The sequence below is a fragment of the Embleya sp. NBC_00888 genome (assembly GCF_045207655.1).
In the GTDB taxonomy this organism is placed as follows: domain Bacteria; phylum Actinomycetota; class Actinomycetes; order Streptomycetales; family Streptomycetaceae; genus Embleya.
The window spans coordinates 7792192-7808464 of record NZ_CP108784.1 but is presented as its reverse complement, the minus strand read 5'-3'; the positions used below and the strand labels follow the sequence as shown (position 1 = coordinate 7808464).

Genomic DNA, 16273 nt, shown 5'->3' with positions numbered 1-16273 from the left:
CGTGGGCAGAACCCGCCCGAGTTCGCCGGACCCCACACCGGAGCACCCTCGTGACCGCGCCCACGGCCGCCCGGATCCGGCCCGGGGGCGGCGGGTTCGGTCCCGAGCCGATCGCCTTTCGTCGCGGCCTGTATCGGCACCGCGGGGTGGGCGCCGCGTGGACCCGCACCACGCGGCGGCTGGTCGCCCGCCTGCGGAAGGCCGGTCGGGCCCCGGGTCCTCACCGGCGGTTGCGCCGAAGTCGGCTGCGACATCTTCCCGAACGGCGGCGCGGCGGACCGCGCGTTCGTCGCCCCGCGCGGCGACATGGACGTGCTGCCGGTCACCGGCCCCGGGACGTCCCCTGGCGTTCGACCGTGGACGGGGCCCCGCGTCTGCGGCCACGACGTGCGTACCGGCGCGGTTTTGGGGGTCGGGCTCGACCTGGTCGGACTCCGTGACCCGGGGCTGCTGTTCGGGCCCGCGCGGCCGGTGTTCCGGCCCGTCGAGGCGATCCGGCCCGGCGGCGTGCTGCGGGTCGTGGTGGCCGGAGGGTTCGAGGGCGTCGAGTCGAGCCGCACGGTGCGCGGGGATCCGACGGTCGAGGTGGGCCGGGTGGCCGTCCTCGGCGGTCCGGGCATGTCCGGCATGGACATGCTCCGCTTGCGTGTCGAGGGCGCGGGTGGGTGCGGCGCTTGACCGCACGTCGCCGTGAACGTGGTCGTGGGGCCGTGGCGGATGGTGTTCGCCCTGCCTGGACTCGTGCGGAGGTCGTCCCCGGCGACGGCGTGGTGTTCGCCTGAACCACGGTGCGCGCCGGGGGAACCGCACTCGACGTGAGCCCCACCGAGGGCACCTTCGGCGGAGCGCCGCGCACCGCGAGCCCCGACGCGGGCGCGGGAAGCCGGAGATCGTCGCCGGGTTCGTCGAGGGTGTCATGCGTGTCGGCGGCGGCTTCGGTGCGTGGACGGGCGGGCGCCGCCGGTTGTCGTCCGTGGGGAATGCCCTCGGACGCCGGTCGTGCGCGGCGGTGGTGGACCTGCTCGGCGCGGACGCGGTGGCGGGGGCGGTACTGAGCCGGGGCGGTGCGGACTTCGCCGCCCGCTGTCCGGTGGGCGCCGGGGACGTTCCGGGGATCCCGGGCGTGCCGGGCGGGCCGGGTGCCGGTGGGTCTGGGCTTCCGGCTGCCCGGCCCCGACGCCTCCCCCGCCTGTGCGACGGCGGTTCGGCGTCGGCGAGCGCGCGATCACCGTCGTCGCCGCCGGGCGTGCGCTGTGGCGACCGGCCCCGAGACCGTCCCACCGACGACCCACCGGGGCGGGGGTTTGCGACGGCGCGCCGACCCGCCGCAAGACCCCGTCCCGACCGGCGGCCCCACGCCCGGGGCGGTCCGGCCTCGGGGTCACCGACGAGCCGGGCCCGGGCGGGGCGGACGCCGGGCCGCCCGTACGCCCGCCGACCCGCACGCCGGGCGGGGCGCACCTTCGCATCGTGATGCACGGGTGTGGGTACCGGCGCCGCCTCGCGGCGCCGGACCCGAAATGCGGCCCCCTGGGCCGCATTTCCCCCGCGACGCCCGACGGTGGCCCCTTCGGACTGATTTCTGCCGGGAGTTCGAGCGAAGATCAGGTAACTCTTCGCACTATCTTGCTTCGAAGGCTTTCCTGTCGCCAGGCTTCACGAGAGACTTCGACCACGAAGGCCGCGCGGCGGGCGAACCGGCCACGGGAGAACGGGGATACGCGGATGTCGACCGACGAGACGGCACAGTCGCGGACCGGGAGCGGTCCGGCTCGGCTGCCCCGTCGGACGGGCGGGCGGCGCCGGGTCACCAAGGTGCTGATGAGCGAGGACGAGTACGCCCGTGTCTCGGCCAAGGCGGCGGACCTGGCGGTGAGCATCCCGAGGCTGCTGGTGGAGTCGGCCTTCGACGACGCGCCGACGGCCACCGAACGCCGTGCCTTCTACGCCGAATTGCTGGCCGTACGACGGCAGTTGGCCCGTCTGTCCGAGCAGCTGTCCGAACTCGGCGCGGACCCGGCGGCGCGGGATGCGACGACGCCGGGATGGACGGACGTCGTGGGTCGACTCTCAGCCGTGCTGGACCGTCTCGACCCGGCGACCGGATACCCGTCCGCGTCGGCCTGCCCGCGAACGCAGGCCCCGTGATCGCCAAGCTCTCCGCGGCGCACGAGCGCCATGACGACATGGCGCAGCTCGTGACGTACCTCTTCGGTCCCGGCCGCGCCAACGAACACGAGGACGCGCACGCGATAGCCGCGTCCACGGGCCTCGACCTCACCGGGGACCCGGCCTCGCTCGCCGCTCAACTCGACGCGCCCAGGCAGCTTTTCGGCACCGAGGTCAAACACGGATCGGTCTGGACGGCGAGCCTGTCGAACGCCCCGCGGGACCGCCGGCTCACCGACGCGGAATGGGCGACGGCCGCGCGCACCCTGATCGACCGCCTCGGCTTCGGTGAGGAGGCGGGGAAGGCGCCCTGTCGTTGGATCGCGGTCCGACACGGGTTCTCCCAGAACGGCAACGACCACATCCACGTGGCCGTCGGTCTGGTCCGTGAGGACGGCACCCGGGCGAGCCCCTGGCAGGATCGGGTCAAGGCTTCGGCGGTATGCGCCGAACTGGAGCGGCGATTCGAACTGATCGCGGTCGAGGGCCGTCGGCAGGGGCGAGGGCTGCCCGGATACTCCCGCGCGAACGCCGAGAGCGCGGCGCGCCGGGGCCGTCCGGAGGTCGAACGAGCCACTTTGGCCCGGCACATGCGCGGTGCGGCGGTGGCCGCCGTCGACGAGGAGGATTTCCTCCGGCGACTGTCCTCGTCCGGGGTCTTGGTCCGTCCGCGCCTGGATCGGGAGGACGGCGAGACGGTGCTGGGGTTGTCGGTCGCCCTGCCGCCGCCGGACGGTACGAGCCCGGTGCGCTACGGAGGCGGGCGGCTCGCTCCGGACCTGTCGTTGCCACGACTGCGGTACTGGTGGGGCACGACCGCGGGTGGGAGCGCCGGCGCGGCGGCGGTCGATCCGCTCGGCGCCTGCGCGACGGGCCCGGCTACCACGACGGTGCCCGCTTCCGCGACGGATCCGGCCTCCGCCGAGGACGGTCTCGCGCGGTGGGCCCGGGCGGCGACGGATGTGGCCCGACTGCGCTCGGCGACCCGCGACCGGCCCCTGGACGACGTGGCCGGGTGGGCGGGCATCGCGCGGGAGGTCGCCGGAGTGTTCGCGGTGTGGTCGGCGCGCGCGGAACCGGCCCGCCCCGGGCCGCTGGCCCGGGCGGCCGACGTCCTGGCCCGAACGGCGGTACTCGACCGGCCGCTTCGGCGTGGCCCGAATCTGCGCTCGGCGGCCCGAACCGCCGCGAGCGCTCCCCCGTCGCACTCGTCCGCCCCGGCGCAGGCGGCGCTGTTGCGTGAACTGCGGCTCACCATAGGGGTGATCCACGACGCCGAGGCCGCGCAGCGGCGCACCGCACAGGCCGCTCGCCTCCAGGCGTTGGACCTGGACCTCGCGCCGTTGGAAGAGCGGATGAGCGCGGGCCGAACCGCGCGCACGTCGTCCGCGCGAGGGATCGATACCCCGGCCGGCGGTTGAGCGGGCGGCCGGGCTCCGGCGCGGCAGTGCGGAGTTCCACACTTCCACCCGCCCGTGCCGTCGTCGCCGGCCGGCCGCCCGTACGGACCTGCCGACGCACCCCGGCCCGGCGACCGGCCCCCGGACTGCGCCGGCCCGATCACCCTGGTCGCCGTCGGCCGGGCGCGGCGTTACTCTCGGCGTCGCGCTCGCGCCGCTCGACGCGTGCGTGTTGTCGCCGCGCGGGTGGCTGCCCCGCTGCGCGTCCCGGCGGCCGAACCGACGACGGGATCACGGCCCGTAGGCGGTGACCCCGTCGGATCGGATGGGTTCGCGGTATCAGGCGACCAGGGTCGGCGACTCGTCGACCAGGTCCGATTTCGCGGTGCCGGCCCGCTCTTTGACGAGGGCGGCCGGCAACTCGGAGAAGGTGATCGTCTGCTCGCGGAGCAGTTCGACGGCCGCCCGGGGGGACGGGTTCGCGACCCGGAGCTGGCGTGCGGCGCTGCTGCCGCCGTCCAGCATGCGCCGGGCGACGGTGCGCACGAACGCGAGGTCGCCGGCGGCGACCAGGTCGGGCCCCAGGTCCTCGATGAGCTGCCAGATGACGGTGCGCGCCGAGTCGGTGGCCATCGTCGTGGGGTCGATCAGCAGACCTTCCAGGCCCGAGCGGGCGGCCCGCCAGGTCGCGGCCCGCAACCATGCCGGTGAGAGCATCGGCTGCCGTGCGCCGCTCTCGGCCGCCCGGACACCGCGCTGGACGAGAGCGCGGAAGAGCACGGCGATGAGTACGGAGGTGTCCACGTCCGGACACGCGTCGCACAGGCGCATCTCGAGCGTGGGCAGGTGCGAGGACAGGCGCAGGTCCTGGTAGTGCATGCCGGCGTCGAGGATCACCCCCGAGCGAACCATGCCTTCGAGCATGGCGTCGTACTCCTGTGCCGATGCGAAGGTGTCGGCCGGGCCGGCCGAGGGCCAGCGCTGCCAGAGCATGTTGCGCCAACTCGCGTAGCCGGTGTTGTCGCCGAGCCAATAGGGGGAACTGGCGGACAGCGCGAGGAGTGTGGGCAGGTGCGGGGAGATCCACGCCATCGCCCGCGCGGCCACGTCGCGGTCCTCGACGCCGACGTGCACGTGCAGGCCGCAGACCACCTGCTCGTCCCCGACCAGCGCGTAGTCCCGCTTGAGCCAGGCGTAGCGGTCGCCCGCCCCCTGGGGCGAGTCCGCGAGGTCCATCAACGGCGCGGTCCCGGAGGCGATCACCGCCACCCCGATCTTCTCGGCGGCTCGGGCCAGGAGCGTCCGGGAGCGGATCAGGTCGGCGCGCAGATCGGCGAGTTCGGTGTGCGGTTCGCTGTTGGTCTCGATGGAGGCTTCCTTGGCCTCGCCCGTGAACCCGACCGTCGGCAGCTCGGCGAGCAGTTCCGTACCGGCCGGGCTCAACCGCCCGGTGCGTCGGTCGACGATGTGAAACTCTTCTTCGACACCCACAGTCCGAATCGACATGTGTCCCCTTGAGATGTGTGTTGCGTCAGTCGTTGTGCCGCGTGGCCGAACGGCCGCGCCGGATCGGGCACCCGTACAACGGGACGGATCGAATGGGTGCGGTGGCCGGCACCGGAACCGCGTGGCTCGTGCAACCAGGCGTAACCGCGATGTGGTTGCGCGTGAAGTCGGTAGTGCCCCGTGTCCTCGACGTTCGGGGTGCCCCGAGATCGAGAAAAGTCCGTGCAGGTCCGGGGCCGGCGAATGTGAGCGCCCGAAACCCATTGGCCTGCAAGGCCGTTGGACCAGACTGCGACGCCGTGGCCCCGCTGCCAAGCCCCGCTGGGTCCAGGAACTCTTGCGCTGAGCGATCTTGGTTCTTGGTCTGAATCATGCATGACGCGGAACCGAATGCGAATTCCCGTTGTACGCGCAAGGAATCGGCCCGCGGATGGTGTTTCCCGCGTTTGCCGTCCCTACCCCTGTCCGCCCGGGTGTCTTCGGCGCGTTCGACCCGCGAGCCGACGGCACCCGCACCCGCACCCGGCTCGCACCCGCACCGAGGCTCGCACACGACATCATGGTCCGCATGGCGAATGCGCTGAGCGACCATCTTCGAGGGCGGAAGCTCGTCGGTCGAGCGTGGATCGAGAGCGACGAGCGATTTCGGATCGAGTATCGCCGGATGCGTCGCCGGGTGCCCATGTATCGGGTGGCCATCGGGGCGCTGCGGTTGCTGCACCGGCTCACCGCCACCGAGCGGCAGAAGCAGGCGGACCTGGGCGTGACCTGGTGGCCGCGGGTGGGTCCCGACGGTGAGATGTACGCCATGCCGAAGTTGTGGACCATCGACGAGCGGGAGCCGACCGACAAGCAGACCCCGGGTCCGCCGCGCACCGAGGCCGAGTTGTATCGCCGATGGGAGGCCGGCGAGTGGTCGGAGCCGAAGAACGGGGCTGAGACGCGGACCACCGGCAGCCCGGCGGAATTGCGGCGCGTGGCGTCGTTCGCGGCGCGGTTGGCGCGTACCGTCTCGGGCGACGAGTGGCCGCAGATCATCCACGAGTACGAGCGTCGCAAGGCGATCCTCGCGCAGCTTCGCGCGGGAGTCGTGCCCGAGGGCAACCGGTACGTGGAGAGCGGAGCCGTTCCGCCGGGTGTCCGACCTCCGCTGCACGGCTGGGCGCGTTATCAATGGGTCGGCGATCGTCCGTTGGACCTGGTCTCCGATCGGCTGATGGATCGGTCGTGGGTACTCGGTCGTACGCCGGCGCGACAGTACCAGCCCTGGAGCGCGGGCCGGGTGGCCTACCCGGGTGCGTACTTCGGGCCCATGTTCGGCGAGCTCGGCCGCACCGTGGTCGGCGGCGAGGCCAACCCGGAGTTCCTGAGCCTGCGGGTCGCCTACGGCGTGTGGTGGGGGCAGAACGCCTCGATGAAGGGGGAGGCCCGGATCCTGCGCGGGGCGCGGATGGTGCGGTTGCGCGACCTCGCGAGGTTCGCCCATGCCGAGGCCGCGCACCTGGGGCTCGCCCCCGCGCCCCGGAAGGCCCCCAGCGCGGCGCCGAGATGGGAGAACCCGGCCCCGGAGGAGGTCACCGACGAGGTCGTCACGGCGGTCGCCCGGTTCGCCAGATCCGCGGTGCCGACCGACGCGGTCGCACCTGTCGAGCCGTCCACCGGCCGGCCCTCGACCAGGTCGGCCGCCGCCGAGGTCGCGGCGGAGGCCGGGGCGCAGGCCCCGACGCCCGCGCAGGTGTGGATGGACATGCCGCGTCCCTATGACCGGAGTCTGCGAGCGGACGGCGCGCTCTCGGCGGCCACCATCGCCGCCATCACCGCCGGTTGGGCGAAGCAGGTGCCCTCACGCGGACTTCCCGGGATGGACCCGGGGCCCGGCAGCCGACCGCTCGGCGTCCACCCGTGGCGGCCGACGCCCGCCCGCGACGCGCGGGAGACGGATCGCGGGCGCTCGGACGAGCGGGAACGTTAGCCGGGCGGCGGCCGAAGCCCGGCCGAAGGCTCTCCCGATCCACCGAACTCCCGCCGAAGCGCAACCGCAGGCTCCCGCCCCGATCCGCCCGAGCACCGCCGAAGACATCGGCTCCGGTCGACCGAACCCTCGCCCAGGGCTTCGACCCGGCCGCCCCCTCAGGGCTTCCGAGGGAACCGTGATGGACCCTCCCTCTTGGCATCGCACGTCGCGGATTCCATGATCGGCGTCGTGATCCCTTTCCTACGCACACGCTCGGCCGTGGCCCTGGGCGCGGTGTCCCTGGTGTTGTGCGGTCCTGCGTCCCTCGCAGCGGCCGACCCCGCCCCGCCCGCCGAGGCCGTCCCGGCCAAGGTCGAGCTGGTGCTCGACCTGTCCGGTTCGATGAAACAGAACGACGCCGGCGGGCAGACCCGCCTGGAGGCCGCCAAGCAGGCGGTGAACCGCATCATCGACGCGGCTCCGGCGACCGCCCAGGTCGGCATCCGCGTGTACGGTGCTGCCTATCCCGGTACGGACAAGGCCCTCGGCTGTGCGGACACCCAGCTCCTGGTGCCGGTGGCGCTGATGAACGAGGGGGCCAAGGGCGCGGCGCGGCAACGGGTCGCGGCCCTGAACGCCGTCGGGTTCACCCCCATCGGCAACGCGCTGCGGGCCGCGTCCGACGACCTCGGCACCCAGGGCGAGCGCCACGTGATCCTGGTCTCCGATGGCGAGGACACCTGCGCGCCGCCGCAACCGTGCGATGTCGCGAAGGAGTTGAACGCGAAGGGCACCAAGCTGACGGTCGACGCGGTCGGGTTCAACGTCTCGGGCGCCGCGCGCGATCAGCTCAAGTGCATCACCGCCGCCGGGAACGGCGTCTACGCCGACGCCAAGGACGCCGATTCGCTGGTCTCGAACATGTCCAGCCTGTTCCGCAGGGCGTGGACCCCCTACGACGCGTCCGGTCGACCCATCCAGGGCGCGACGACCGGTTGTGCCAACGCGCCGATCGTCGAGGACGGCCAGTACCTCGACGCGTTCGTCACCAGTCGCGACCTGTGGTACCGCATTCGCAAGAACCCGGGCGAGGATCTCGCCATCGGCGCCACCGCGATCTTCTCGGAGCGCATGCGGGTCTCCGACGACCGGGAGAACTCGGCTTTCCTGACCCACCTGTTCATCAGATCCGGCCCGCCGGACCAACCCCAGAGCTGGCTCTTGACCGAGGGCGTGGCCCTGGAGGCGAACAACATCGTCACCACCGGCGCGTCCGACGGGGCGAAGAGTTCCGCCAAGGCACCGGACGGGATCGGCTGCCTGCGGATCTCGCACAACGCCGAGGTGGATCCGCAACGCAGGATCCTGCTCGAACTCCTGGTCAGCCACCCCAGGCGGCCGGGCAGCACTGGTACGTCGTCCGGCCCCGCGCCCGCGAGCGCCGACACCGGCGCCCCGGCCGCCGCGCCCGGCGCCGGTGACGACCGCGCCTCGGTCGCCGCGTCGTCCGGCGACGACGACGGCCCCGGAACCGGGGTGACCCTCGCCTTGATCGCCGCCGCCGTGCTCGTCGGCGGCGCGCTGGGATCGTTCGTCGCCGGTGCCCGGCGCCGGCAGGGGAGGCAGGCGTGAACGCCGTCGTACGCATACGCCGCATCGCGGCGTCGGCCGGGGCCGCCCTCGCCGCGGTCCTCGGCTCGGTGATGACCGCGACACCCGCCGCGGCGGACACCACGAGCGGCTTCTCGTTCAACAGCGCGGGCGAGGTCGGGCCCGGGGTGTATCGCGAGAGCATGGTGGTGGGCGATTTCCTGTTCTGGCGGGTGTACATGCAGCCGGGGCAGAAGCTCTCCATCAAGGGGTCCGTCGACATCCCGGCCGATTTCCCGTACAAGCAGGGCCCGAGGTTCGTGATGAACCTCTACAACCCGCTGCGCGAGGCCATTCCGCTCCTGGACAACCCGACGAACCAGCTCGTGCCGGGCACCGCGCACCTGGAGGCGACCTCGGGGGCGTGGACCGTCGGGGACGGCAAGAAGTACGAGAACTTCGACGGGACCAAGGGCTCGTTCAAGGAATTCAAGGACGACAAGTACGCGCTGCGCGGGTCGTACTACATCCAGATGTCCATCACCGGGGCCCAGGGGCCGCAGCGCGGCATCGTGGTACCGATCCGGCTCGAGGTGTCGGTCGAGGGCACCGTGGTGCAGCGGCCGGATCAGCCGTTGGGACCCGAGGAGGAGCCGCGGCCGACGGCGGGCGTGGTGCCGGGTTCACCGTCTCCGGCCCGGTCCGATTCCCCGGTACGGGCCGGCGCTCCACCGGCGCCGGCGGCCCGCGCCGACGGCGGTGCGGGCTCGTCCGTGGCCTCGGATTGGGGCGTGCCGGCGGGCGGCGCGCTCGTCGCGCTGTTGGTCGCGGCCGGTCTCGGGTACGCGGTGCGCACGCGGTTCGCCGCCCCGGCGCCCGAACCCGTCTCCCCCTGGACCGATCGCCTGCCCGGCCCTCCCCCACCGCCCGCGGCGCCGCCTGCCCCCGTCCGGGATCCGGCGTCGACCTGGCGGCCCGGTGTCGCCGATCGACTGCCGGGCACGGCGCCCGAGTCCGACGAGGTCACGCAGGCCTTCGAGGTTCCCCGCCGACCGGAACATCCGCCCGGCGCGGAGCCGCCCACGGAGGGCTGAGAAGTCCCGGGAGCGGACCTCGGCGCGGGGCGCGGGGCGGTGGTGGGCGGGTGCACGGCGTCGGGATCGATCGACGGGTGCGCCACCCGCCGCCGCTCCACGGCGGCCCGCCCGGTGTCGCTTCGCGACTCGGAACGCGCGTGCGGCGTGGCCGGGTCAGGTCGACCAGCGCAGCGCCGTGTCGGGATCGGCGCTGTCCAGGACGCGGCGGCGCAGGCGTTCGTGCAGGGTCTCGCGCAGCGCGAGCACGCGCGGGGCGGTGGAGCCGGGCAGAAGGTGGCCCCGGTAGTGGTCGAGCAGGGTGTCGATCGAGGTGGTGGGGACGGACAGGGCGCGGTCGAGGTCGAGGAAGTCGGCCTCGCAGTCGCCGGTCAGGCGGTACGGGTCGGAGGCCAGTCGGTGGCCCAGGATCGCGCGTAGCCGGGCCAGTTCGGCGCGGACGGTGGCGGGGCGTCCGCCGGGGCCGTAGACCGCCTCGGTGATCGCCTTGGCCGTCATCCCGCCGGGCTCGCTCAGCAGGGTCGTGACGATCTCGGCGTGTCTGCGCGTGAGTTCGTGCGTGGTGCCGGCGATCTCGAGCCGGGCCCGGCGCAGGCCCAGCGCCTGCAGGCGCAGCGGCGCGGTGGTGACCGGCCCCGATGCGGTGTCCTCGGCGATCAGCAGGTACAGGCCGCCGGCGGCGAGGCGCTCGGCGAGCAGGACCTGCCCGCCGGGCAGCAGCATCGGGCCTTCGCGCGGCGGGCCGGGCAGGCGCTGCGGCAGCCAGCCGGGGGGATCCGAACGCAGGACGCGCCCCTTGGGGTCCACGATCGCGCTCTTGCTGCCGAGCCGGCGGGCGATCCGCTCCACGTAGCGGGTGCTCACCCGCGCCTCCTCGCGCAGCCGTACGCTCTCCAGCTCCGCCTGGGCCAGTCGGCGCGCGGTGTCGAGCAGGGGTACCGCGAGCGGTTGCCAGTTGCGTTCGGGGCAGGTGAAGTCCAGGATGCCGAGCAGTTCGCCCCCGGCCGGATCGTGGATGGGGGTGGCCGTGCAGGTGTACGCGGTGGCCGCGGACAGGAAGTGCTCGGCGCCGAACACCTGGAACGGGCGGCCCGTGGCCAGTGCGGTGCCCACTCCGCTGGTACCCGCCGCGTCCTCGCTCCACAGCGCCCCGGGCAACAGGTGCACGCGTTCGGCGGCCCGCAGTGTGGGGTGTTCGCCCTGCACCCACAGCAGGTGCCCCCGCGCGTCGCTGAGGAACAGGAGGCGGCCCGGGTCGGTGACCAGACCGCTGAGGGTGCGGCGCAGCAGGGGCCAGATCGTGGTGAGCGGATGTTCCTCGCGGTGTCGGGCCAGTTCGTCGTCGACGAGGGTGACCGGCGGGAGGTAGGCGTCGGGTGGCAGTCCCTGTCGCCGCGCGCGCGACCACGAGGCCCGGATCGGGTCCCGCACACCCGTGGCCGACCCACCGCCCAGTGCTCGATCGCGTGCGTCCGGTCCGTCCGCCATGCGTCCATCATGCCGGCGCTGGGCCCGAGACGTCGGGCCCGTGGCGTGGCGGGGGTGGGCGCCGTTCTGCAACGTTGCTGCAACCCCCCTCCGGTCTCTGGTGCGTGGGTCTCCCGCTCGCGCACACTGCCGCAGCGCGGGTCGGCGATCGGCCGGCCGGGACCCGAGGAGAGACGTGCCCTATCTGGAGTTGTCCGACGCCGTTCCGCTGTACTACGAGGAGCACGGCGCGGGCCGCCCGGTGCTGCTGTTGCACGGCTGGACGATGAACGGTTCGTTCTGGTCGGGCAACATCGCCGCGCTGGCGGCGGAGAATCGGGTGATCGTCGCCGACTTCCGGGGCCACGGGCGCTCGGGCAAGACTGCCGAGGGGCACAGTCTGGACCAGTACGCCCGTGATGTACGCGAGTTGGTGCTGGCGCTGGGTCTGGACGAGGTGACCATGGTCGGCTGGTCCATGGGCACCTCGGTGGTGTTGTCGTACGTGCGCCAGTTCGGCTGCGAGGGGTTGCGCGGCGCGGTGTTCGTCGATCAGTCGCCGCGTTTCATGGATGGGCCCGGGTGGGACTTCGCGCTACAGGGCGGCTATTCGCCGGTCGATCTGGCGGTGTTCGCGCAGACCGTGCGGCACGCCCGGCCGTTGGCGATCAAGCCGTTCATCGCGGCGTGTTTCGCCGAGCCGCCGGCGGCGGAGGCGGTGGACGCGGCGTACGCGGAGACCACCCAGACGCACACCGCGTCCGCGTTGGACGTGTGGATGGACATGGCGCACTCGGACTGGCGCCCGGTGTTGCCCGCGGTGAAGGTGCCGACGCTGCTGATCTACGGCGAGCGCAGTCGGATCTTCCCCGGGGACCTGGCCGGTTGGCTGGCCCAGGCGCTGCCCGACGCGCGGGTGGAGCGGTTCGCGGCGAGCGGACATGTGCCGTTCGTCGAGGAGGGCGAACGCTTCGACGCCGTCGTCACGGAATTCCTTCGCCGCTGATCTCCCGGGAGTGCGAAGGAACATGCGGGTCCGCCCGGCGGGTACCCCCGCCTCGCCCGGTCCGGGCGGCCCGCGACCCGAGGATGGGGAAAGGCCGATGATTGTGCTGCCCGGCAAGGCGACGGATACCCGTTCCCCCGTCGGTTGCCCGCCGGCGGACGGATCGCCGGCGGATCGACCGAGGGCACGCGTGCCCTCGGCGCGCTCGCCCGACTTGCGTACCGATCTGGCCCATCCGGCCCGGATGTACGACTACTACCTGGGCGGCAAGAACACCTTCGCCGTCGACCGCGGCGCGGCCGAGGCCGTCCTGGCCCTGGCGCCCGAGGTTCGCGCGATGGCCTTGGCGAATCGGGCCTTCCTGCGTCGGGCGGTGGCGTTCGCGACCGGTATCGGCGTCCGCCAGTTCCTCGACATCGGGATGGGTCTGCCCGCTGCCGGCGACACGTACGAGTGTGCGGTGCTCGGCACCGAGCACGCGCGGGCCGTGTACGTCGACCACGATCCGATGGTGCTCGCGCACGCGCGCGCGTTGTCCGCGCGGCCCGGTCGGGTTCGGGTGGTGGAGGGTGATCTCCGGGACCCGCGAACGCTGTTGCGTCGGGTGGGTGGGCGGGCGGGGGTGGACTTCGACCGACCGGTCGCGGTCGTGCTGACCGCCGTGCTGCACTATCTCTCGGATGCCGACGATCCCCGCTCCGTGGTGCGCGCGTTGATGGACGCGACGGTGCCCGGCAGTGTTCTGGTGCTTTCGCACGTCGCCGCCGACCTGCGTCCGGACGCGGCCCGCACGACCGCCGAGTCGTATCGCCATTCCGCGGCGCCGTTGTTCCCCCGGACCGCGCCCGAGGTGCGGGCGCTGTTCACCGGGCTGAGTCCGATCGATCCCGGGGTGGTCCCGATCTCGTCGTGGCGTGCGGATCGGTTGCCGCGTCTGCTGGACAATCGGCAGTGGATGTACGCGGGCGTCGCCCTCAAGTCGCCGCCCACGGGCCGCTGGGAGTGTTCGGGCAGGGGTCGGGGCGTGGTCGGTTTGCGCCGCTCGTGTCTTTGAGGCAACGAACCGGGCGGCGGAACCGGGAGACGGACGGGGCGGCCGGGGCGCGGCCGGGCGACCGGCGAGGCGACCACGACGGCGCCGGCGGGTCTCGGGTGCGGCGCGCGGAGCTACCGGCGGATTTACCGGACCGTGGTACCCGCTCCGGCCTTACCGGTCGGTCCGCCGCCGGCGATCATGGGCGCTGTCGCTCGGCGCCGATCGGGCGGTCCGTGGCAGCCGTGTGTGGCCGAACGGGCGGGCCCCGGCGCCTCGTTCCGTCGGCCTCGCGCCGGGTCGTGAGGGAGTCGCTGTGCTCAAGCTGGGGATCCAAGAGGAATTCCACGTCGTGGACCTGGCCACCAAGCGCACGGTGTCCTCCGCCCCCGCCCTCCTCGATCGGCTTCCGGCCGGCCCCTTCGTCGGCCGATCCAAGGAGTCGACGGTGGCGATCGCGACCTCGACACACGCGGAACCGGACGCGCTCCGGGCGCGGTTGACCGAACTGCGGGGCACGCTGGTGCACCGCGCCGCCGGTCTGCGCCTGGGCGTGTTGGCGAGCGGCACCGCGCCGATGATGAGCCTCGCGGACGTACGGACGGCCCCCGAGGCCCGATACGCGGCCTGGGACGACGAATACGCGGAGTTGTCCCGGGGGTGGATCACGTGTGGCATGCACGTCCGGGTCGAGGTCGAGGACCGGGACGTGGCGGCTCGTGCGATCGCCTGGATCACGCCGCATCTGGCCACGTTGTCCGCCCTGTCCGCGAGTTCGCCGTTCTGGGCCGGGCGCGACACCGGTTACGCGAGTTGGCGACAGGTCTGCGTCGAGCGTCTTCCCGCGGCCGGACCGATCGGGCCGGTGCGCTCGGCTCGGGAGTACGACGAACTGGTCGCGAGCCTGGTGGCGGTCGGTGTCGTGCCCGACCGCGACCTCTTCCTGCCGGCGCTGCGCCTGTCCCCGCGGGGGTCCGCACTGGACCTGCGGGTGTGCGACGCGATCGCCGACGTCGAGGTGACGATCGCGATCGCCGCCCTGTTCCGCGCGCTCTACCTGTACGCGAGTGACGCCGTCGTCGCCGACCGAACGCCTCCGACGCCCTCGCCCATGCTCGCCCGAGGGGCGATGTGGCGGGCGGCGCGCTCCGGGATCGAGGGCGACCTGATCGACCCCGTGGCCGCGGTGAAACTGCCCGCGGCCACGGTGGTCCGCGCTCTGGTCGCCGAGATGGCCCCGTACTTGCGCGAGAGCGGCGACCTCGACCTGGTCGAGGTCGCGATCGGGCGTCTGCTCGCCCGGGGTTCGGCCGCCGCCGGGCAGCGCCGTGCCGCGCGCGAGGGCGGCCCGGCGGCGGTCGTGGATCGGGTGTTGGCGCAGACCATGGCGTGTGTCGGCATCTCGGACAGCTCGCCGCTGCCCGCGTCCCTGCTCGACATCGCCGCGAGCTGACCGGGCGGGGTCGGCCGCCATCGGGTACGCCGGTCGCCGGTCGCCGGTGTGCCGAACACCCGGTATTACCGGGGGGTTTACCCGTCGAGAGTGCCCGACGCGGCCTGTTTCGCATCGGGTCCGATCGCGAGGATTTCGGGTATGCCGCAGAACGCTCAAGAGGCCACACGCGAACGCACATCGAAACCGACGGCCGGCAATCGCACCCGACGTCCCGGCCCGCTCGTGGGGGTCGAAGGGCTGGAGGCCCACGACGTCAGCTCCGCGCTCCTGCGTTCGATCGCCTCTCCCCCGCGGATCTTCGTCGGGTCGGCGCGCGAGCCCAACGCCCGTCCGGATTTCGCCACTTTGATGGCGTTGGCCGAGGCCGCCGGCGGTGAACCGTACATCCGTGGTGGTCGGTCCGCCTCCGAGACGCTCACGGTGATCGCCATGCAGACCCATCGCTACGAGTCCGCGCGGCTGTTCCTGGCGGCCGGACGCACCGTGGTCGAGCAGCGCGGCGTCTACACCGCCGCCGTCGAGGACGCGGTCGCCCGTCATCCCCGTGACGTCGAGCAGGCGCACCAGGCCGCGCGGCGCTTCCTCGCGACCGTCGCCCAGTGGCGACCGCTGCCCGACCTGGTGCTGCTGACCGCGGACGAACCGCGAGCGATCGAGGAGCGGTTGCGCGCGCACGACCAGGAGAAGGGACTCGACCCGACCCAACTCCGGTTCAAGGCGACCTTGTTCGAGTTGCTCGCGGAGGACGACCCGGACCGCTTCCGGATCTTCGATCGCCGGGAGATCGGTGACGTTCCGGTGGGCGAGGCGGTGCGCGATTGGTTGTCCCGCGCGTTGCCGACGGAGTAGGACGCGCGCGCGCTGAGCGACCGCGGCCGGATCGCCCGGAGGGACGGCCCGCCTTCGCGGCTCGCCTCGCGGCCCGACCACGACGCACCGCCCGCATGTGCCACGGATCGGGCGACCGAGAATCGACCGTGATCCGGGGTGTGCGGCGGTTCGTCCCGACCCGAGTCGGTGATCGGCTCCGGCGGCCCGGCGGCGGGTCCACGAACGACGGCCGGGCGCCGACCCCTTGCTGGGGTCGACGCCCGGTCGTGTGTAGGGATGTGCGGCGGTCGCACCCCGAAAGGGTGCGCCTGCCCGGGGCCTGTGCGGACCGGCCCCGGCGTCCTAGCGGGGCGACACCGCGTGCTGCGAGACCCGCGGTCCGGTGGCGCGGTATCCGCCCCTGGTACCGCCGCCTCGGCCTCGGCCGTGTGACGAAGCGAAGCAAGTCATGTCGGGTTCCCTTCCGTTCCTGAAAGACGGTGCGGATCTGTTCAGGGTCGAGCCGGTGGTGTGATGAGCCGGGGAGCGCCGGGAAGACGGCGGCGCAGCACCTCGACGCGCCAAGCCTGCGCTACGGAACACCTGTGGCCAAGACTTCCAGGCCCCGGGAACGTGGCGTAAAGCCTCAGCAGATCTGGTGCTCGGACTCGGCCGGTCGCCGGGTGGGGGTGATCGGGACCGGTTCCTCCCGGCTTTCCGAACACCCTTGCCTGTCGCCGCCGTTCGCACGGTGTCGCGATACCTTTCCCGTCATCGGAAGACCTTCG

At 73.1% G+C, this 16273-nt stretch carries 12 protein-coding genes; 10 read left to right on the top strand and 2 right to left on the bottom strand.

Going from position 1 to position 16273, the window contains the following annotated elements; translation table 11 throughout:
- Positions 1-387 precede the first annotated feature (387 nt).
- The 3 genes from OG948_RS33080 (at position 388) to OG948_RS33070 (ending at position 3590) form a co-directional block, all read left to right on the top strand.
- Positions 388-678 (top strand): hypothetical protein, encoded by a 291-nt coding sequence (locus tag OG948_RS33080; RefSeq protein ID WP_406299997.1) that lies wholly within the window; start codon positions 388-390, stop codon positions 676-678.
- A 1047-nt stretch (positions 679-1725) separates the two neighbouring features.
- The gene (locus tag OG948_RS33075; RefSeq protein ID WP_406299996.1) at positions 1726-2148 is read left to right on the top strand and encodes a hypothetical protein; all 423 of its coding nucleotides are present in this window, start codon (positions 1726-1728) and stop codon (positions 2146-2148) included.
- Entirely contained in the window at positions 2145-3590 is a 1446-nt protein-coding gene (locus OG948_RS33070) for a relaxase/mobilization nuclease domain-containing protein (protein WP_406299995.1), read from the top strand. Before OG948_RS33075 ends, OG948_RS33070 begins: the two co-directional genes overlap by 4 nt.
- A 318-nt stretch (positions 3591-3908) precedes the next feature.
- Here the strand turns inward: OG948_RS33070 and OG948_RS33065 are convergent, their stop codons facing one another.
- Positions 3909-5075 (bottom strand): glutamate--cysteine ligase, encoded by a 1167-nt coding sequence (locus OG948_RS33065; protein ID WP_406299994.1) that lies wholly within the window; start codon positions 5073-5075, stop codon positions 3909-3911.
- A gap of 568 nt (positions 5076-5643) precedes the next feature.
- Between OG948_RS33065 and OG948_RS33060 the strand changes: the two genes are divergently transcribed.
- The 3 genes from OG948_RS33060 (at position 5644) to OG948_RS33050 (ending at position 9713) form a co-directional block, all read left to right on the top strand.
- A complete protein-coding gene (locus OG948_RS33060; protein ID WP_406299993.1) occupies positions 5644-7047 on the top strand; it encodes a hypothetical protein in 1404 nt (467 codons plus the stop codon).
- 231 nt (positions 7048-7278) lie between these two features.
- Complete coding sequence (locus tag OG948_RS33055) at positions 7279-8661, top strand: vWA domain-containing protein (RefSeq protein ID WP_406299992.1); 1383 nt, start codon at positions 7279-7281, stop codon at positions 8659-8661.
- Positions 8658-9713 carry a hypothetical protein gene (locus OG948_RS33050; RefSeq protein WP_406299991.1) on the top strand — a complete coding sequence of 352 codons (1056 nt, stop codon included), beginning with the start codon at positions 8658-8660 and terminating at the stop codon, positions 9711-9713. The genes OG948_RS33055 and OG948_RS33050 overlap by 4 nt, the downstream gene beginning before the upstream one ends.
- 156 nt (positions 9714-9869) lie before the next feature.
- On the opposite strand, the gene OG948_RS33045 is transcribed toward OG948_RS33050, so the two are convergent.
- Positions 9870-11201 (bottom strand): GAF domain-containing protein, encoded by a 1332-nt coding sequence (locus OG948_RS33045; protein WP_406299990.1) that lies wholly within the window; start codon positions 11199-11201, stop codon positions 9870-9872.
- 175 nt (positions 11202-11376) lie between these two features.
- On the opposite strand from OG948_RS33045, the gene OG948_RS33040 reads away from it, so the two are divergent.
- The 4 genes from OG948_RS33040 (at position 11377) to OG948_RS33025 (ending at position 15524) form a co-directional block, all read left to right on the top strand.
- Complete coding sequence (locus tag OG948_RS33040; RefSeq protein ID WP_406299989.1) at positions 11377-12186, top strand: alpha/beta fold hydrolase; 810 nt, start codon at positions 11377-11379, stop codon at positions 12184-12186.
- Positions 12187-12400: 214 nt separating this feature from the next.
- Positions 12401-13240 carry an SAM-dependent methyltransferase gene (locus OG948_RS33035; RefSeq protein ID WP_406299988.1) on the top strand — a complete coding sequence of 280 codons (840 nt, stop codon included), beginning with the start codon at positions 12401-12403 and terminating at the stop codon, positions 13238-13240.
- A gap of 295 nt (positions 13241-13535) precedes the next feature.
- Positions 13536-14672: a YbdK family carboxylate-amine ligase gene (locus OG948_RS33030; RefSeq protein ID WP_406299987.1), complete on the top strand. Its 1137-nt coding sequence runs from the start codon at positions 13536-13538 to the stop codon at positions 14670-14672.
- A 141-nt stretch (positions 14673-14813) separates the two neighbouring features.
- Complete coding sequence (locus tag OG948_RS33025; protein ID WP_406299986.1) at positions 14814-15524, top strand: hypothetical protein; 711 nt, start codon at positions 14814-14816, stop codon at positions 15522-15524.
- Positions 15525-16273 lie beyond the last annotated feature (749 nt).